Source organism: Amycolatopsis sp. CA-211722 (assembly GCF_056828465.1).
Window position 1 is genome coordinate 876,483 of the sequence record NZ_CP184752.1, and the last position, 18,585, is coordinate 895,067.

Here is an 18,585-nt window from a genome sequence, read left to right on the forward strand (position 1 = left end):
GTCTCTTCCTCAGACCCGCTCGATGATGGTCGCGACGCCCATGCCGCCGCCGATGCACAGGGTGACCAGGGCGCGGCGCGCCTGACGGCGCTCCAGCTCGTCGACGACGGTGCCGACCAGCATCGCGCCGGTGGCGCCCAGCGGGTGCCCCATCGCGATGGCGCCGCCGTTGACGTTGACCTTCTCCTCGTCGAGGTGCAGGTCCTTGATCCACTTGAGGACGACCGAGGCGAAGGCCTCGTTCAGCTCCCACAGGTCGATGTCGTCCGGGGTGAGGCCGGCGATCTTGAGGACCTTCTCGGTGGCCGGGGTCGGGCCGGTGAGCATGATCGTGGGCTCGGAGCCGACGGTCGCGGTCGCCACGATGCGGGCGCGCGGGGTCAGGCCGAAGTCCTTGCCGATCTGCTCGTTGCCGACCAGCACCACCGCGGCGCCGTCGACGATGCCGGACGAGTTTCCGCCGGTGTGGACGTGGTTGATCTTCTCCACCGAGTGGTACTTCTGCAGCGCGACGGCGTCGAAGCCGCCCAGCTCGCCGATACCGGCGAAGGCGGGCTTGAGCTTGCCGAGGCCCTCGACGGTGCTACCGGGGCGACGGTGCTCGTCGTGGTCGAGGATCGTGACACCGTTGATGTCCTTCACCGGGACGACGGACTTCGCGAAGTAGCCGCCGGACCAGGCCGCTTCGGCCTTTTCCTGCGAACGCACGGCCCACGCGTCGACGTCCTCGCGGGAGAAGCCCTCGATGGTCGCGATCAGGTCGGCACCGGTGCCCTGCGGGACGATGTAGTTGTCGTACGCGGTGGCCGGGTCCATGAACAACGCGCCGCCGTCGGAGCCCATCGGCACGCGCGACATCGACTCGACGCCACCGGCGATGATCAGCTGGTCCCAGCCGGAGCGCACCTTCTGCGCGGCGGTGTTGGTGGCTTCGAGACCGGAGGCGCAGAAGCGGTTCAGCTGCACACCGGCTACGGACTCGGGAAGCCCCGCGTTCAAGGCGGCGGTGCGCGCGATCACGGCGCCCTGCTCGCCGACCGGGGACACGACCCCGAGGACGATGTCGTCGATCACGGCGGGGTCGAGGTTCGGGTGCCGGACCTTCAGTTCTTCGATGAGGCCGACCACGAGATCGACCGGCTTGGTGCCGTGGAGGGCACCGCCCTTGTTCTTGCCGCGAGGCGTACGGATCGCCTCGTAGATGTAGGCCTCGCTACTCACAGAAAAACTCCTCCGCGTACGGCGCTGTATCAGGACGGAACGTACCGGCCAGTAGTCATGCTAATGCCGATTAACATAAACCGCGATAACCCCATGGTGTCAATGGGTTGCGATGCACGCAACCGGCGCTATCGTGTGTTCACCTATGGATCACCCGACCGAGCGTTCACCGCGACCGCGCGACCGCAAGGCCCAGCTGGCCGGCCTCGCCGCGGAGCTCTTTCGCGCCCGCGGGTTCCACGGCGTCGGCATCAACGACATCGCCGCCGCGGCCGGGATCACCGGGCCCGCGCTGTACCGGCATTTCGCGGACAAACAGGCCGTGCTGTCCTACGTCGTGCTCTCCGGCATCGACGACATGGAGGCGGCCACCACCGAGACGCTCGCCGACGGTCTTCCCGTTCCCGCCCAGGTCAACGCCCTCTTGGGCACCCTCGCCGCGCAGGCGGTGGAGCGGCGCGAGGTCGCCGCGCTGTGGCGCTGGGAGGGCAGGCATCTGCCCCGGGAGGAACGGCGGGAGATCCGCCGCCGGTCCGGCGCGGTGCTCGAAGCGTGGTCCAAGGCGCTGCGCGCGTTGCGTCCGGAACTGACCGCCGACGACGCCGAGCTGCTGTGCTGGGCGGGGCTGAGCGTGTTCGGCAGTGTCTCCGTGCATCACACGTCCGTGGCGAAGAAACGCTTCGCGCAGATCCTCGTACAGCTGGCGGAGTCGGTGCTGCATGTCACACTCCCCGAACCCGAGGAGACGCCGGAGGAGACGCCGTCGATGGCGCTCGGCGAGCCGTCCCGCCGCGAGCAGATCCTCGCCGCGGCGACCGAGCTGTTCGGGCGACGCGGTTTCCGCTCGGTGAGCATGGAGGAGATCGGCGCCGCCGCCGGGATCGCCGGCCCGAGCGTGTACCGGCACTTCCCCAGCAAGGCCGCGCTGATGGTGGCGATCGGGCATCGAGCGGCCGACCGGCTGGCGCTCGCCGCGGAACGCGCGTTGCGGACCGACGACGAACGCGACGCGCTCCGCAGGCTCGCGGCGTCCTATGTGCACACTCTGCTGCGCACGCCCGAGCTGCTGGTGTCCTTCTCCGGCAGCCCCATGGAGCTGCCGGAACGCGACAAGGCGGATCTGATCCGGGTCCAGCGTGACTACGTCGCGCGCTGGATCGCGCTCACGTCGGAAGTCCACCCGGAACTGAGCCTGCGCGAAGTGAAGATCACCGTGCACGCGGCGCTGACCATCGCGAACGACCTCGCGCGCACCCGGCGGGTCAACGGCCGCCCGAACTTCGAGGCCGAGCTGACCGCGCTGACGCACGCCGTCTTGAAAGTCAGCTCTTAGCAAACTCGCGTGTTCCGCAAAGGCCCGCCGGGCACGATATGCGCGTGCCCACGAAACGCGGCCTGCATCTGGTGACCCGGGACGAAGACCACAAGGTCACCACGCTGGAGCTCTTCTTCGATCTGGTCTTCGTCTACGCCATCACCCAGACCACGCAGTTGATGGCCGATCACCTCAGCCCGCTCGGCATCGGACAGGGCGTGGCGATGATCGCCGTGCTGTGGTGGTGCTGGTGCGCCTACGCCTGGCTGGCCAACACCCTGCACGTCGACCGCGGTATCGCCCAGCTCGCGATGTTCGCCGCGATGGGGACGATGTTCCTGGTCTCGCTGACCATCCCGGAGGCGTTCACCGACCTGCCCGGCGGCCTGTACGCGCCGCTGATGTTCGTCGGCTGCTACTTCCTGGTGCGGCTGCTGCATCTCACCGCGTACTTCGGCGCCGCCCGGACCGATCCCGAGCTGCGCAAGGTCGTCCTGAAGATGTTCGTCGGGCTGCTGCCGAGCGTCGCGCTGCTGACCGTCGCGGCGTTCTTCTCAGGCTGGGCGCAGCTCGGTATCTGGGCGGTCGCGCTGCTCGCCGACTACGTCAACGTCTTCCGGACCCGCTCCTCGGACTGGCGGCTGCACCAGCCCGGCCATTTCGCCGAGCGGTTCGGGCTGATCGTGATCATCGCGCTCGGCGAGTCGATCGTGGCGATCGGCATCGGGATCAGCTCGTACCCGATGTCCTGGCCGATCACGCTGGCCGCCGTCTTCGGGCTCACGCTCGCTTCGGCGATGTGGTGGATGTACTTCGCCGTCGTCTCGCACGTTTCCGAGCGCAACCTGAAGCGCGCCGAGGGTGTCGAGCGGGTGCGGATCGGGACGGACACGTACACGTTCCTGCACCTCCCGCTCATCGCCGGGATCGTGCTCGTGGCGCTGGGGCTGAAGAAATCGCTGCTGTACGTGTCCGACACCGAGCACCACAGCCTTTCCGACGGTCTGCACGGGACGCCGATCTGGGCGCTGACCGGCGGGCTCGCGCTCTATCTGATCGCGTTGAGCGGGCTGCGGAAGCGGAACTTGGGATCGTGGAACGTGCAGCGGCTGGTGCTCGCGGTGCTCTTGCTGGCGGCGACGCCGTTGCTGGAGCTGGTGCCGGCGATCGTGCTGGTCGGCGTCGTGGCGGTGGCCGCGGTCGCGCTGGTGCTGTTCGAGAGGCGCAAGCTGGCGAATCGGCCGTTGGTCGGGACGCCGTGAGCCGGGGACTGCCGTTGCGAAAGCCACTTTCGCAACGTTCAAGGTTGCGAAAGTGGCTTTCGCAACCTTCTGCGACGCAGGCGTCATCGAAAGCTGCCGCCTCGTGAGTAATCCGGGACTCCTCCACCCCCGGAATCACTCATCGGCGTGACGTTCGCCTCCCCCGTGGTAGCGCATCCACTCGAAGGGAGTTAACCTACTCACGAGTAGGTAAGCGAGGCAGGGAGACTCACCGTGGGTGCGCCTAGGAAACGAGACGCGATGGGCCTTGGCCTGTCCGCGCTCACCCGGCTGGCCGGGAGCAAGGTCATTGAACGGGCCGGACTTCGGAAGCCCGTGCAGAACCTGGTCAGTGCCGGGACGCGCAACGGCTTCCGGGTCGCGGGCGCGGCGGGACGGACCTTCAAATCCGCCCAGAAGCTCGGCAAGCCCGCGCGGCTCGCGCCGGCCGAGGACACGGGACTGTTCGACCTCACCCCGAGTGAGGATCAGCAGCTCATCGTCGAAACCGTGACGGAGTTCGCGGCCGAGCAGCTGCGGCCCGCCGCGGCCGACGCCGACGCGAAGCTCCAGGCCCCCGAGGGTCTGCTGAGCCGCGCCGCCGAACTCGGCATCACGCTCGTCGGCATCCCCGAGGAGCTGGGCGGCGTCGGCACCGAACGGTCGGTGGTCACGAACGCGCTGGTCGCCGAGGCCCTCGCGCACGGCGACCTGGGGCTCGCGGTCGCGGTGCTCGCGCCGTCCGCGGTCAGCACCGCGCTGGTGTCCTACGGCGACGAGCAGCAGCAGGCGGACTATCTGCCCGCGTTCGTCGGCGAGAACGTCCCGGCCGCGGCGCTCGCGCTGCAGGAGCGCACCGCGCTGTTCGACCCGTTCAAGCCTGCCACGAAGGCCCGCCGCACGCCGAAGGGCTACCAGCTCGACGGCGTGAAGTCGCTGGTCCCGCGGGCCGCGGACGCCGAGCTGTTCATCGTGTCGGCCGACCTCGAAGGACGCGGCCCGGCGCTGTTCCTCGTCGAGTCTTCGAACTCCGGCGTCACCATCGAGTCCGAACCGGCGATGGGTCTGCGCGGCGCGGCGACCGGGAAACTGCACCTGGAGAAGGTCGCCCTGCCCGCCGGAGCGCTGCTCGGCGGCGGCAAGGCCGAGGTCTTCACCGAGGTCGTCCGGCTCTCGCGCCTCGGCTGGGCCGCGCTGGCCGCCGGGACCGCGAAGGCCGTCCTCGACTACGTGGTGCCGTATGTCAACGAGCGCAAGGCGTTCGGCGAACCGGTGAGCCACCGCCAAGCCGTCGCGTTCTCGGTGGCCGACATCGCCATCGAGCTGGAAGGACTGCGGCTGGTCGCGCTCCGCGCCGCCGCCCGCGCCGAACAGGGCAAGCCGTACGCCCGCGAGGTCGCGCTGGCCCGGAAACTGGCCGCCGACAAGGGAATGCAGATCGGCAGCGCCGGGGTGCAGCTGCTCGGCGGGCACGGGTTCGTCAAGGAACACCCGGTCGAGCGCTGGTACCGCGACCTCCGTGCGATCGGCGTCATGGAAGGCGCCGTCCTTCTCTAGGACTTTCGAAAGGCAATCATGATCAACCTTGAGGTTCCGAAGAAGGCCGGCACCCTGATCAACCAGGCGTACCAGGCCGCGGCCGAGGTGTTCCGGCCGATCTCGCGCAAGTACGACCGCGCCGAGCACACCTACCCGGCCGAACTCGACATGTTCGCCGCGCTGCTGGACGGGCTGAACTCCTCCGGCGAGGGCGGCGCGGGCGCGGCGGGGGTCCGCCGGTCCGAGAAGAACGAGAAACCGGGCAACCGCAACGGTTCCAACCTCAACATCGTGCTCGGCACGATCGAGATGTGCTGGGGCGACGTCGGTCTGCTGCTGTCCATGCCGCGCCAAGGGCTCGGCAACGCCGCCATCGGCTCGGTCGCCACCGACGAGCAGCTCAAGAAGTTCTCCGGGCTGTGGGCCGCGATGGCGATCACCGAACCGGACTGCGGCTCGGACTCCGCCGCGATCACCGCGACCGCGCGGCTGGACGGCGACGAGTACGTGATCAACGGCGAGAAGATCTTCGTGACCGCGGGCGAGCGCGCCGACGCCGTCGTCGTCTGGGCCACCCTGGACAAGACGAAGGGCCGCGCGGCGATCAAGTCGTTCGTCGTCGAGAAGGGCACGCCCGGTTTCGAGGTGGTGCGCGTCGAGCACAAACTCGGCATCCGCGCCTCCGACACCGCCGTACTGCGCTTCGAGAACGTCCGTGTGCCGAAGGAGAACCTCCTCGGTACGCCCGAGATCGACACCGCCAAGGGTTTCGCCGGGGTCATGCAGACCTTCGACAACACCCGCCCGCTCGTCGCCGCCATGGCCATCGGTGTCGCCCGCGCGGCGCTGGAGGAGACCCGGAAGATCCTCACCGACGCCGGCGTGACCATCGACTACGACAAGCCCGTCCACAGCCAGCACGCGGCGGCCGCCACGTTCCTGCAGCTGGAGGCGGACTACGAAGCGGCGTACCTGCTGACCATGGAGTCGGCGTGGATGGCCGACAACCGCAAGCCGAACTCGCTGCAGGCCTCGATGGCCAAGGCGAAGGCGGGCCGGTCGGTCGTCGAGATCACGCTGAAATGCGTCGAGCTGGCCGGAACCCTGGGCTACACCGAGGAATCGCTGCTGGAGAAGTGGAGCCGGGACGCGAAGATCCTGGACATCTTCGAAGGCACGCAACAGATCCAGCAGCTGATCGTGGCGCGCCGGATTCTCGGCAAGACGAGCGCGGAGCTCAAGTAAGGCGCGAGGCTCGTGGGCGGCAACCGTGGGTTGCGAAAGCCACTTTCGCAACGTTGAAGGTTGCGAAAGTGGCTTTCGCAACGTCGGCCGTTGCCGGGCGCGGTAACGCCGTGGCGATCATGTCGCGAAAGCCACTTTCGGGACACCAGACGTCGCGAAAGTGGCTTTCGCGACACACCGCCACAAACCGTGAGGCTGAGACCGGCAGCACCCGGAAGCCATGGCGGCAACCGTCCTTGCCACTCACGAGCCCGTTTATTTCCACCATTGAGACAACACCTTCGTGGTGACCTGGCAGAGGTACTCTCTTAGCTTCCTTTGCCCGCGAAGGCCGGAGTCGCGATGAGACCGCTTCCCCCTGCCGCACGCTGGTGTCTCATCGTCCTCGCGGTCACGGTCTGCTACTTCGCCACCGCCCAGATCGGGATCCAGTGGGCGATCGTGCGGGAGCAGATCTCACCGCTGTGGCCGGCCGCCGGGATCGCGCTGGCAGTGCCGATGCTGCTGGGCCCGCGGTTCTGGCCGGGCATTTTCCTCGGCGCGCTCCTGACGAACATCGCGCTCGGGCCCTCAGTGGGCACGGTGCTGGTGATCTCCCTGGGCAACACGGCCGGCCCGATGCTGGCGTACGCGGTCATGCGGCGGCTGGGTTTCCGCACCGAGCTCGACCGGCTTCCCGACGCCGTCCTCCTGGTGGTGATCGGAGCGATCGGGGGCACGGCCGTCAGCGCCGCACTGGGCACCGGCGTGCTGGTCTTCGGCGGCGCGCTGAGCCCCGGCGATTTCTGGGCGACCGCGCTCGTGTGGTGGACCGGCGACGCGATGGGTGTCCTGACGGTCACGCCGCTCCTGCTTCTCGCGCCGAGATTCCGCGTGCCCAAGCGGGTTCCGCTCAGCCGCTGGGGTGAGGCGGCGGCGCTCGTGCTCTTCGGTCTCGGCACGGCCGTCCTCGCGTCCACGACGACGGCGAAGCTGTTCCTGGTCTTCCCCGTGCTCGTGTGGGCGGCGCTGCGCTTCCGGCAGGCCGGGGCGCTGCTGTGCTCCTTGTGCGTCTGCAGCGTCACGATCTTCGCCGCCATCCGCGGCCTAGGCCCTTACGGTTCCTACGAGCTGGCGGTCCGGATGCTGCACGTCCAGGCCTTCGACGCCACGGTCGGCCTCACCGCGCTCGTGCTGTCCACGGTCGTCCTGCAACGCGATCGTGCGACCGCCGAGCTCACCGACGCCTGGCGGCGAATCAGCGAAATGGTGGACCTGATCGCGCCACGCGAGTCGATGCGCAGCGCCATGACCCAGCGCGAAGACGCCGGGGCTCAGGCGGCCTGGTCGTCGAGGAACCGGTCGAGATAGCGCCACGTGGTCCCGCGCGCCTTCCGGCCGGTGAGGACGCCGAGGTGGCCACCGGGCGCGGTCTCGAAGGTCACCGACGGCGAGTTGTCCAGCAGCTCGGTGAGCCGTTCGACGGCGGCGCGCGGCGCGATCGTGTCGTTCTGCCCGGCGATGACCAGCGTCGGCACCTTGACCCCGGACAGCGCGATGATGCGGCCGTTGAGGTCGACCGTGCCCTCGGCGAGGTCGTTGGCGCGGAAGAACCGGTGGTAGATCTGGCCGAACGTCCGCCCGGGGTAGGCGATCATGTTGTCCATGAAGTGGTCGACGGCCTCGATCTGCGCCAGATAGTCCCGGTCGTCGAGATTCTTCAGGATGGCGAGGGGTTTGGTGATCTCCTTGCTGATCCCGGTCGCGCGGAAGACGCGGCTGACCAAATAGGACGGTGCACCGCCGAGCGCCCGGTAGAACGGGGTCAGCAGATGGCCGCCGGTGAGATCCACCAGCGGGCGGAACGGGGCGATCAGCGGGATCGCGGTGAAGTCGAACGGCGACGCGATGGTCGCGATCGACTCGATCGGCAGATCGGGCTGGTCGGCGGTGGTCAGCAGGGAGAAGATCCCGCCGAGGCACCAGGCGACGACGTGCACACCCTGGCCGCCGGAGTCCTCGCTGACCTTGCGGATCGCACGCGGGAGCACCTCCTCGATCCAGTGCTCGATGCCGAGGCGCCGGTCGGAGAAGGCGACGTTCCCGTAGTCGACGAGGTAGGTGTTGCGGCCGCCCTCGACCAGGTGCTCGGCGAGGCTGCAGCCGCGGCGCAGGTCGAAGCACAGCGCGGGCGCGGCCAGCGGCGGCACCAGCAGCACCGGCGGGCCCTCCTGGGGTCCCTTGCCGTTGGTCAGCCGGTAGAGGGAGCGATTGGGCCCCTGGTCGATCAGGACGCGCGGCACCGGGCGAAGATCCGCGACACCACCGTGCAGCACCTTCCCGACGACGTTCGACGCGGCGGCGGCGAGCCGTGCCGGGGGTGTGGCCATGGTGTGCCTCCTGGGGAATCAACGCGGTAAGACGTAATCTTGCCGCTTGGGAGCGCACGACTCAACACCGCCGCCGTCACAGGCCGTCCATTTCGGACAGTTGCTAGGCCGTCCGAGTTAAGAATCAGTCCCCTTTTCCGCCGCCGGGGCACTCCGCGCCGCCCGCGATTCGTACTCCGCGCGGGCGGAGGAATGCGTTGCGGAGGACAGAATCTTGTCTCCGCCGAGCGCACGGAGCAGCCCTTCGCCGAGACGACGCGGAAGCAGTCGTGTGATCCTGCCCATGGCGTCCAGCGATGCGGGAACGAAGACGTCGAACTTGGGACGGCGCAACGCATCGACAATGGCCTGCGCCACATCTTCGGGCTGCACCGATTTGAAGAACTTCGCCTCTCCGAGCCCGCTGGCCAGTTCCGTGCGCACCACCGCGGGCATCACGCACGACACCAGCACGCCGGTCCCGTGCAATTCCAGATGCACCGATTCCGACAAACCGACGACGGCGTGTTTCGTCGCGCAGTAGGTCGCGGCGCCGGGGAATCCGGCCTTACCCGCCATCGAGGCGATGTTGACGATGTGGCCGGTGCCACGCGGGCGCATCCGTTTCACGGCTTCCCTGGTGCCGTGGATGACCGCGTGCAGGTTGATTTCGAGCAGCCTGCGAGTGGCCGCGTCGTCCTCTTCATCGAGCGGCGCGAGCGGCATGATGCCCGCGTTGTTGATCAGCACGTCGATCGGGCCGACGCGCCGCTCGACCTCGTCGAGGAACTCGGTGAAGCCCTTCGTGTCGGTGACGTCGAGCGGCAGCGCCTCGGCACCCAGTTCGGCCGCGGTCTTCTCGGCGAGGACCTGGTCCAGGTCGCCGATGACCACCTTGGCGCCGAGCCGGGACAGCGCCGTCGCGGTACTCGCCCCGATGCCCTGCGCCGCTCCGGTGATCACGACGACCTTGCCTGCCAGAGAACGTTCACGCTTGGCCATGCCGGTCTCCTCTGCGACTTCACTGTCCGGGGCACTGTTGGCGATGTGTCAACTATGGTGCACCGGAAGCCGCGGCGACGCCAGTCCTACGGCCGCTGCTCGAAGACCTGCCCGATCCAGCCCTTGACGTCGAAACGTTCCGTCGGCTTGAAGCCCTGGCTCTCGTAGTAGCGCTGCAAGTCGCCGTCGCCACCGGCCCAGCAGTCGACCCGCACCAGCCCGATACCGCGTTCCCGCGCCTCGGCCAGCGCGAACTCGATGAGCCGCGAGCCGACCCGGTGCCCGGTGAACCGGCGCGAGGTCAGCAGCAGGCCGATGTAGATCTCCGGCTCGTCGACCGGCGAGACATGCGGGAACCGGTCCCCGAGGATGATCGCCCCGGCCACCTCGCCGTCGATCTCGGCGAGGTACAGCCCCGGTCCGTCGGCCATCCCGCGCACCCGCTCGACCCGCTTCGGGATCGTGGACCACGGCTCGGTCCCCCACTGTCCTTCACTGCCGCGCGAGGCGAGCCACGCGACGACCTCGTCGAACATGTCCAGCAACGTTTGAAAATCCCCAGAACCACCCTGGCGGATGATGAAGTCGCTCATCCTTCCGTTCTACAACATCGTGAGGACACGCGGACCTTCTGTGGTGATCGCGACCGTGTGCTCGACGTGCGCGGCCCTGGCGCCGCGGATGGTGCGCAGCATCCAGCCGTCGTCGTCGGTCCGATAGGCGTCGCGGCCGTCGGCGATGAGCATCGGCTCGATCGCCAGCACCAGCCCCGGCTGGAGACGCATGCCGCGCCCCGGCCTGCCCTCGTTCGGCAGATGCGGGTCCTCGTGCATGCTGCGGCCGATCCCGTGGCCGCCGTGGTGGGCGAGGAGTCCGTAGCCCGCTTCGCGACCGACAGTGCCGACGGCGTGGGAGATATCGCCCATCCTGCCGCCCACCTGCGCGGCGGCGATCCCCGCGGCCAGCGCGCGCTCGGTGGTCGCGATGAGTTCGAGGTCGGCGGGATCGGCCTCGCCGACGACGTAACTGATCGCCGCGTCGCCGTGCCAGCCGTCGATGCAGGCGCCGGCGTCGATGCTGACCAGGTCGCCGTCACGAAGGCGGTAGTCCGACGGGATGCCGTGGACCACGGCGTCGTTGACGCTCGCGCAGATCACGGCGGGGAACGGGGTCGGCGCGGAATGCGGGCGGTAATGGAGGAACGACGGCTTCGCGCCGGCGTCCCTGATCACCTGCGCGGCGATCTCGTCCAGCTCTTTCAGGCTCACGCCGATCGCCGACGCCTCTTTCGCCGCTTGCAACGTCTGCGCCACGACACGACCGGACTCACGCATGGCGTCCAGCTCGGCGGCGGATTTCAACTCGACCATGCCGATAACTATACCGGTATAGTTATCGGCATGGTCAAGGGCGTCAGGCCACGCCGAGGTGCCGCGCGATCAGCATCCGCTGCACCTCCGAGGTCCCCTCGCCGATCTCCAGGATCTTCGCGTCCCGGTAGAAGCGGCTCACCGGGAACTCGTTCATGAAGCCGTACCCGCCGAAGATCTGCGTCGCGTCGCGCGAGTTGTCCATCGCGGCGTTCGACGCGACGAGCTTCGCGATCGACGCCTCCTTCTTGAACGGCTCACCGCGCAGCATCTTCGACGCCGCCGCGTAGTACGCCAGCCGCGCCGTGTGCGTGCGCACCTCCATGTCGGCGATCTTGAACTGGATCGCCTGGTACTCGCCGATCTTGTGCCCGAACGCCTCGCGCTCCTTGACGTACCGCAGGCATTCGTCGACGCAGCCCTGCGCGAGCCCGACGCTCAGCGCGGCGATCGCGACCCGGCCTTCGTCCAAAATGGACAGGAACTGGGCATAGCCGCGGCCGCGTTCGCCGACCAGGTTCTCGGCCGGGACACGGACGTCGTCGAACGAGAGCTCGTGCGTGTCCGAGCAGTTCCAGCCGACCTTGGAGTACTTCGGCGCGACGGCGAAGCCCGGCGTGCCGGACGGGACGATGATCGCCGAGATCTCCTTGCGCCCGTTCTCCTTCACGTCGGTGACGGCGGTGACCGTGACCAGTTTCGTGATGTCGGTGCCGGAGTTGGTGATGAACGACTTGCTGCCGTTGATCACCCAGGTGTCGCCGTCGAGTTTCGCCCGCGTGCGGGTGGCGCCCGCGTCCGAGCCGCCGCCGGGTTCGGTGAGCCCGAAGGCGCCGAGCGCGGTGCCGGCGCACAGCGCCGGGAGCCACTTCTCCTTCTGTTCCTCGGTGCCGAACCGGTAGATCGGCATGGCCCCCAGGGAAACACCCGCCTCGACGGTGATCGCGACCGAGGAATCGACGCGCGCCAATTCCTCCAGGGTCAGGCAGAGCGCGAAGTAGTCGCCGCCCATGCCGCCGTACTCCTCGGGGAACGGCAGGCCGAACAGCCCCATCTCGGCCATCTTCGCGACGATCTCGTACGGGAACTCCTCCCGTTCGTAGAGGTCGCCGATGACCGGGGCGACCTCGGAGCGCGCGAACTCCTCGACCGTCTTGCGCAGCGCCTCGTACTCGTCATCCAGCCGAAAGTCGATCATTGCTCATCCTTTTGGGGTGTCACGACGGCTACCGTCTCGTCCAGCGCGACCTGTTGGCCGGCCCGGACGGGGAGTTCGCTCACCACGCCGTCGATCGGCGCGGTGATCGTGTGCTCCATCTTCATCGCCTCGACGACCACGAGCGGGGTCCCGGCGGTCACCACGTCACCGGCGGCGGCCTTGACCACGAGCACGGTCCCGGGCATCGGGCTGGTGACCGGTCCGGCGCCGCCCGCGGCACCGGCGGCCGAACGCAGCCGTTCACGCTCGCCGATGGCGAAGCTGTGCCCGTCGCGCGCGAGCCACACCGTCCGCCCGCTCCCGGCCGAGTGCCGGTAGCGGTGGAAACCGGTGGGATGCCGGACTTCCAGCAGGTCGCCGAGGCGACGCGCGGACACCTTCACCGGCTCGGCGCCGTCCACGCTGACGAGCGCGTTCGCCGGAGTGCCCTGAACGCGCACCACGGCTTCGGAGCTTCCCGACTTCAGCGCGAAGTCGATCCCGCCCGAACCGCCGAGCCGCCAGCCGTCCGGGACGTCCCACGGATCGACGACGTCTCCCTGGGGCTGCAGGGAGAGCAGCCGGTCGAGCGCCGCCGCCACGAAGAACTCCGGCGGCACCTCCTCGGAGACCAAAGTGGACAGTCGCCGGTCGACGAGACCGGTGTCGATCTTGCCGTCTCGGACGTCGCCGTCGGCGAGTAGCCCGCGCAGGAAAGCGACGTTGGTGCCGAGGCCGAGCAGTGCGGTGTCCGCCAGCGCCAGATCGAGCCGGTGCAACGCGGCCGCGCGATCCGGCCCCCAGGCGATGACCTTGGCCAGCATCGGGTCGTAGTTCGAGCCGATGACCGCGCCCTCGCTCATCCACGAGTCGACGCGCACGCCCTCGCCGGACGGCTCGTGGACCGCGAGCACGGTGCCGCCCGTCGGGATGAAACCGCGAGCGGGATCTTCGGCGTAGACCCGGGCTTCGACGGCGTGGCCGTCCAGCCGGACGTCGTCCTGCGCCACGGTGAGCACGTCGCCGGCGGCGATCTTGACCTGCCACTCCACGAGATCGAGCCCGGTCACCAGCTCGGTCACCGGATGCTCGACCTGGAGCCGGGTGTTCATCTCCATGAAGAAGAACTCGTCGGGCGCGGTGGCCGAAACGATGAACTCGACCGTCCCCGCGCCGACGTACCCGACCGAGCGCGCGGCCTCGACAGCGGACGCGCCCATCTTCGCGCGCGTGGCTTCGTCGAGGAGCACGGACGGCGCCTCCTCGATGATCTTCTGGTGCCGCCGCTGCAGGCTGCACTCACGCTCGCCGAGGTGGATCACATTGCCGTGCGTGTCGGCGAGCACCTGGATCTCGATGTGGCGCGGCGTGGTGACGAACCGCTCCATGAGCAGGGTGTCGTCACCGAAGGAACCCTTGGCCTCACGGCGGGCGGACTCGACTGCGGCGTCCAATTCGGACAGTTCGGTGACGAGCCGCATCCCCTTGCCGCCACCACCGGCGGACGGCTTGAGCAGCAGCGGGAACCCGACCTTCTCGGCGGCGGCCGCGAAACCACCCTCGGGAATGTCCACATCGGACGCGCCGGGTACGACCGGGACCCCGGCCTTGGAGACCGTGGCCTTGGCGCGGATCTTGTCGCCCATGGCGTCGATGGCCGCGACCGGCGGACCGATGAAGACCAGACCGGCCTCGGCGCACGCGCGGGCGAATTCCGCGTTCTCCGCGAGGAAGCCGTAGCCGGGGTGGACCGCCTGCGCGCCGGTGTCGAGCGCCGCCTGGACGATCGCGGGAATGGACAGATAGCTCTTCGCCGCTTCGGCGGGGCCGATACGGACAGCCGTGTGCGCCTCGCGCACGTGCCGGGCGTCGGCGTCCGCGTCGCTGTACACCGCGACCGAACGGATGCCGAGCCCCTGCAGCGAGCGGATCACGCGGACCGCGATCTCCCCGCGGTTGGCGACCAGAACCGTGTCGAACATGCTCACATCCTGTGTTTTCCGGCGGCGCGCGATCGCGAACGCGTAGCCAGGCCGCTCGTTGGCGAGTCGATCTCGATTCGTGTGTCCAGGGCGGCCCGCCTCCACGTTCGCGAGTCCTCCGGACGGCATGCGCGCCGGCTTCGGCCGAGTCGAGCGATCCTCTGCATCGTCGCGCTCACATCCTGAAGACGCCGTAGTTGACATCGGACAAAGGCGCGTTGGCCGTCGCCGACAGCGCGAGGCCGAGCACCGTGCGGGTGTCCGCCGGGTCGATCACGCCGTCGTCCCAGAGCCGCGCCGTCGAGTAGTACGGGCTCCCCTGCGCCTCGTACTGGTCGCGGATCGGGTCCTTGAAGGCCTCTTCGTCCTCAGCGGACCATTCGCCGCCGCGTGCCTCGATGGCGTCGCGGCGCACGGTGGACAGCACCGATGCCGCCTGCTCGCCACCCATCACCGAGATCCGCGCGTTCGGCCACATCCACAGGAACCGCGGCGAGTATGCGCGGCCGCACATCGAATAGTTGCCGGCGCCGAACGAGCCGCCGATGACGACGGTCAGCTTCGGCACCCGCGCGCAGGCCACCGCGGTGACCATCTTCGCGCCGTGCTTGGCGATACCGCCCGCCTCGTAGGCGCGGCCGACCATGAAACCGGTGATGTTCTGCAGGAACAGCAGCGGGATCGAGCGTTTGTCGCACAGCTCGATGAAATGCGCGCCCTTCATCGCGGACTCGGCGAACAGCACGCCGTTGTTCGCGATGATGCCGACGGGGTGGCCGTGGATCCGGGCGAACCCGGTGACCAGCGTCGAGCCGTACTCCTTCTTGAACTCGCCGAACCGGCTGCCGTCGACGATCCGCGCGATGACCTCGCGGACGTCGTAGGGCACGCGCGGGTCGGTCGGGACGACGCCGTACAGCTCGTTCGGGTCGGCGACCGGGGCCTCCGTCGGGAGGACGTCCCACGGACGCGGCGTACGCGGGCCCAAGGTCGACACGATCGAGCGAACGATGCGCAAGGCGTCGGCGTCGTCTTCGGCCAGGTGGTCGGTGACGCCGGACTGGCGCGAGTGGACGTCGCCGCCGCCGAGCTCCTCGGCCGTGACGACCTCGCCCGTCGCGGCCTTCACCAGCGGCGGGCCGCCGAGGAAGATGGTGCCCTGGTTCCGCACGATGACCGCTTCGTCGCTCATCGCCGGGACGTACGCGCCACCCGCCGTGCAGGAGCCGAGCACCGCGGCGATCTGCGGGATACCGCGCGCGGACATCGTGGCCTGGTTGAAGAAGATCCGGCCGAAGTGCTCACGATCCGGGAAGACCTCGTCCTGCCTCGGCAGGAACGCGCCGCCGGAGTCCACCAGGTAGACGCACGGCAGGTTGTTGTGCAGCGCGACCTCTTGCGCGCGCAGGTGCTTCTTGACCGTCATCGGGTAGTACGTGCCGCCCTTGACCGTCGCGTCGTTGGCGACGATCACGCATTCGCGGCCCGAGACCCGCCCGATCCCGGTGATGATCCCGGCCGAAGGCGCCTCGTCGTCGTACAGTCCGGTGGCGGCCAGCGGGGACAGCTCCAGGAACGGCGAACCCGGGTCGAGGAGGGTGTCGACCCGGTCGCGCGGCAGGAGTTTGCCCCGCTCGACGTGGCGGGTGCGGGATTTCTCCGGGCCCCCGAGCCGGGCGGCGGCGAGCCGCTTGCGCAGGTCTTCGACCAGCTCGGCGTGGGAGGTGACGCTGCGGGCGTACTCGTCGCTGCCCGGATCGGCGGAAGTGCTCAGTACGGGTGTGTCCATGGCTCCTCGTCGCCAAGTTAGCCGTCGTTAACTCGCGTCGTCAGGTTAACGCCCACTAACCCTCTCTGTCCACCGCACCCCGGAAGTACGTGAAGGCCCCCTTCATTGCGCCTAGCGCAATGAAGGGGGCCTTCACGTACTGGAAATCAGCCGATCGCGGAGACCAGCGGGTTGTAGTAGCCGCCACGCTGGCCGGCGACCGTCGGGTGGTACGAGTTCACGATCGGCCAGGTGAGGCTGTGCAGGTAGTCGTCGGCCGACGAGCAGATGTTGTGCCCGGTGAAGGCGCCCCGCACGTCGACGAACTTCGCGCCGTGCGCGGCGGCACGGGCCGAGAGCACCGACGCCAGCGCGTCGGAACCCGAGTTGATCGCCGAGCGCTTGGTGTCGCTCAGCCCGACCGAGCACGAACCCGGCACCGTGTAGAAGCGCGGGTACCCCAGGACGACCAGCTTCGCGCTGGGCGCCTTCGACTTGATCTTGCTGTAGACGTTGTTCAGCAGCCCGGGAAGCGTGTTGTTCACGTAGTTCTTCGCGGTGTTGACCCGGTTGACGCAGGTCGAGTCGCTGCCGGTGGTGCACGTGGTCATGACGTCGGCGAACCCGGCGTCGTTGCCGCCGACCGAGACCGTCACCAGCGTGGTGCTGGAGGTGACGTTCGCGATCTGGTTGAGGACGTCGCCGGTGCGCGCCCCCGAGCACGCGACGAACTTGAAGGTGGTCCCGGCGTGGGCGTTGGCCCACAGCTGGGGATAGGCGTTGGCACTGCGCATACAATCGCCCGAGTTCCCGTAGCTGCCGGCACCGACGCCGGACGAGTACGAGTCACCGAGCGCCACGTAGTTGGTCGCCGCTTGGGCGGTGCCCGCGAGACCGAAGGTGGCGAGGACAGCGACCCCCAGGGCCGCACCTAAACGAGTGAAGGAAAGAGCTTTGATCCGAGCAGGGACGGCCATGGTCACTCCTTCGTGACAAGTTAACGAGAGACAGCATTACCAGGTGGTAGCCCCACGCAAAAGGGTCATTTCCCCAGGTAGCCCACTTGGCTCAGGCTGGAAGTACGGCCGCGTGTTAGCGCTCGCTAACACGCGGCCTTAATATGGCCAGATGCCGGCGAACCCCACCCCACTCGTGAACGGCGAGAAGGCGAACAGGCGTGAACAGATCATGGCCGCCGCCGCCGAGCTCTTCGCCCATCACGGTTTCCACGGCGTCGGCATCGACGACATCGGCGCGGCCGTCGGCATCTCGGGTCCGGCGCTGTACCGGCATTTCCGCAGCAAGGACGCCATCCTCGGCGAGATGCTGAACTCGATCAGCCGCTACCTCCTCGACGGCGGGACGGCGAGGGCGAGCCAGCGGGACGAGCCGGGCGAGGTCCTCGAAGCGCTGGTGGACTTCCACGTCGACTTCGCGCTCACGCATCCCGCGTTGATCACCGTCCAAGAACGCAACCTCGCGAATCTCACCGACAGTGACCGCAAACAGGTCCGTGCCCTGCAACGCCAGTACGTCGAAGTGTGGGTACGCGCGATCAGCGACGCAGTCCCCGGGATCGGCGAGCGGCAGGCGCGGTCGGCGGCGCACGCGGTCTTCGGGTTGATCAACTCGACGCCGTACAACCGCCATCTCGGTGACAGCGAACTGGCCGAAATGCTCTGCCGCCTCGCGCTGGGTGCACTGCACTCCGCCAAGTGACCACTACCGGGTTTCGTCCTATCCCCACTTTTCCGTCCGCTGGTGTTTGATAGGCACGTGGAGCCCGACAGGAGCGAGTACGAGCGGAGGCTCGTCGAAAAGGCGCAGCGTGCGCTCGTGGCGATCAGCCTCGGTGAGGACGCCGAGGCGCTCGACGAGCTCACGCCGACCGCCCTCGAGCCTCAAGCCCGCTCCGAAGAGACCAAAGAGCTCGTGATGATGCTCTTCGGCGAGTGCAGCGCGATGGTGTCGACCCTCGGTGACGGCGGCAGCGCGCCGGTCAAGGTCCAGGTGTTCGACGAGGACGGTGAAGAGGTCTCGATCGACCAAGCGGACCCGCCCGTGCGCACGGCCGTCCGCACGCTGCTGGCCGAGGTGCACGGCAACAGCGAGGCCGCGCAGGAACAGGTCGAGATCGCGCTCGCCAACGCCGCGCCGGACGAGGTCGACAGTCTCGTGTTGCAGGCGCTGCGGTGGACGATCCGGCTGTCGGCGGAATGCCTGGACAGGGATCTGCCGGTGGCGCCCTGGATCTCGGACGCCGTCGCGGACTAGCCGCTCGCGCTCGTGGACGGCTCGCGTGATCAGCCGGACAGCGGGAACGCGTTGCGAAAGC

16 protein-coding genes are annotated in these 18,585 nt (G+C 68.5%); 7 read left to right on the forward strand and 9 right to left on the reverse strand.

Translation table 11 applies throughout. The annotated features are described in order from the left end of the window. Positions 1 to 9 precede the first annotated feature (9 nt). Positions 10 to 1,221 (reverse strand): acetyl-CoA C-acetyltransferase, encoded by a 1,212-nt coding sequence (locus ACOCEP_RS04310; protein WP_360121778.1) that lies wholly within the window; start codon positions 1,219 to 1,221, stop codon positions 10 to 12. Positions 1,222 to 1,366: 145 nt separating this feature from the next. On the opposite strand from ACOCEP_RS04310, the gene ACOCEP_RS04315 reads away from it, so the two are divergent. The 5 genes from ACOCEP_RS04315 to ACOCEP_RS04335 all read left to right on the forward strand — a co-directional run bounded on the left by ACOCEP_RS04315 (position 1,367) and on the right by ACOCEP_RS04335 (position 7,932). Then, positions 1,367 to 2,554, forward strand: a complete 1,188-nt coding sequence (locus tag ACOCEP_RS04315) for a TetR/AcrR family transcriptional regulator (protein ID WP_482335878.1) — start codon at positions 1,367 to 1,369, stop codon at positions 2,552 to 2,554. A gap of 38 nt (positions 2,555 to 2,592) precedes the next feature. Beyond that, positions 2,593 to 3,798, forward strand: a complete 1,206-nt coding sequence (locus ACOCEP_RS04320; protein WP_482335879.1) for a low temperature requirement protein A — start codon at positions 2,593 to 2,595, stop codon at positions 3,796 to 3,798. A 261-nt stretch (positions 3,799 to 4,059) separates the two neighbouring features. After that, the gene (locus ACOCEP_RS04325) at positions 4,060 to 5,355 is read left to right on the forward strand and encodes an acyl-CoA dehydrogenase family protein (RefSeq protein WP_395860681.1); all 1,296 of its coding nucleotides are present in this window, start codon (positions 4,060 to 4,062) and stop codon (positions 5,353 to 5,355) included. 18 nt (positions 5,356 to 5,373) lie between these two features. After that, the gene (locus tag ACOCEP_RS04330; protein ID WP_007033833.1) at positions 5,374 to 6,582 is read left to right on the forward strand and encodes an acyl-CoA dehydrogenase family protein; all 1,209 of its coding nucleotides are present in this window, start codon (positions 5,374 to 5,376) and stop codon (positions 6,580 to 6,582) included. Between the two features lie 342 nt (positions 6,583 to 6,924). Next, entirely contained in the window at positions 6,925 to 7,932 is a 1,008-nt protein-coding gene (locus tag ACOCEP_RS04335; RefSeq protein ID WP_482335880.1) for an MASE1 domain-containing protein, read from the forward strand. Here ACOCEP_RS04335 and ACOCEP_RS04340 read toward each other — a convergent pair. The 8 genes from ACOCEP_RS04340 to ACOCEP_RS04375 all read right to left on the reverse strand — a co-directional run bounded on the left by ACOCEP_RS04340 (position 7,896) and on the right by ACOCEP_RS04375 (position 17,227). Continuing rightward, the gene (locus ACOCEP_RS04340) at positions 7,896 to 8,951 is read right to left on the reverse strand and encodes an alpha/beta fold hydrolase (protein WP_482335881.1); all 1,056 of its coding nucleotides are present in this window, start codon (positions 8,949 to 8,951) and stop codon (positions 7,896 to 7,898) included. The two genes, ACOCEP_RS04335 and ACOCEP_RS04340, sit on opposite strands and share 37 nt — an antisense overlap. A 117-nt stretch (positions 8,952 to 9,068) precedes the next feature. Beyond that, positions 9,069 to 9,932, reverse strand: coding sequence for an SDR family oxidoreductase (locus tag ACOCEP_RS04345; RefSeq protein WP_482335883.1), 864 nt, complete (start codon positions 9,930 to 9,932; stop codon positions 9,069 to 9,071). Between the two features lie 86 nt (positions 9,933 to 10,018). Continuing rightward, positions 10,019 to 10,525 (reverse strand): GNAT family N-acetyltransferase, encoded by a 507-nt coding sequence (locus ACOCEP_RS04350; protein WP_038508728.1) that lies wholly within the window; start codon positions 10,523 to 10,525, stop codon positions 10,019 to 10,021. A gap of 9 nt (positions 10,526 to 10,534) precedes the next feature. Continuing rightward, positions 10,535 to 11,302, reverse strand: coding sequence for a type I methionyl aminopeptidase (gene map / locus ACOCEP_RS04355; RefSeq protein WP_482335884.1), 768 nt, complete (start codon positions 11,300 to 11,302; stop codon positions 10,535 to 10,537). 43 nt (positions 11,303 to 11,345) lie between these two features. After that, a complete protein-coding gene (locus tag ACOCEP_RS04360; protein WP_482335885.1) occupies positions 11,346 to 12,500 on the reverse strand; it encodes an acyl-CoA dehydrogenase family protein in 1,155 nt (384 codons plus the stop codon). Next, entirely contained in the window at positions 12,497 to 14,482 is a 1,986-nt protein-coding gene (locus ACOCEP_RS04365) for an acetyl/propionyl/methylcrotonyl-CoA carboxylase subunit alpha (protein ID WP_482335886.1), read from the reverse strand. The genes ACOCEP_RS04360 and ACOCEP_RS04365 overlap by 4 nt, the downstream gene beginning before the upstream one ends. A 175-nt stretch (positions 14,483 to 14,657) precedes the next feature. After that, positions 14,658 to 16,271: a carboxyl transferase domain-containing protein gene (locus tag ACOCEP_RS04370; RefSeq protein ID WP_482335887.1), complete on the reverse strand. Its 1,614-nt coding sequence runs from the start codon at positions 16,269 to 16,271 to the stop codon at positions 14,658 to 14,660. A gap of 146 nt (positions 16,272 to 16,417) precedes the next feature. Next, positions 16,418 to 17,227, reverse strand: coding sequence for an SGNH/GDSL hydrolase family protein (locus tag ACOCEP_RS04375; RefSeq protein WP_482335888.1), 810 nt, complete (start codon positions 17,225 to 17,227; stop codon positions 16,418 to 16,420). Between the two features lie 151 nt (positions 17,228 to 17,378). Between ACOCEP_RS04375 and ACOCEP_RS04380 the strand changes: the two genes are divergently transcribed. Together ACOCEP_RS04380 and ACOCEP_RS04385 are read left to right on the forward strand one after the other, a co-directional pair. Beyond that, complete coding sequence (locus tag ACOCEP_RS04380; RefSeq protein ID WP_016337026.1) at positions 17,379 to 17,969, forward strand: SACE_7040 family transcriptional regulator; 591 nt, start codon at positions 17,379 to 17,381, stop codon at positions 17,967 to 17,969. Between the two features lie 57 nt (positions 17,970 to 18,026). After that, positions 18,027 to 18,524, forward strand: coding sequence for a hypothetical protein (locus ACOCEP_RS04385; RefSeq protein ID WP_482335889.1), 498 nt, complete (start codon positions 18,027 to 18,029; stop codon positions 18,522 to 18,524). Positions 18,525 to 18,585: the final 61 nt, after the last annotated feature.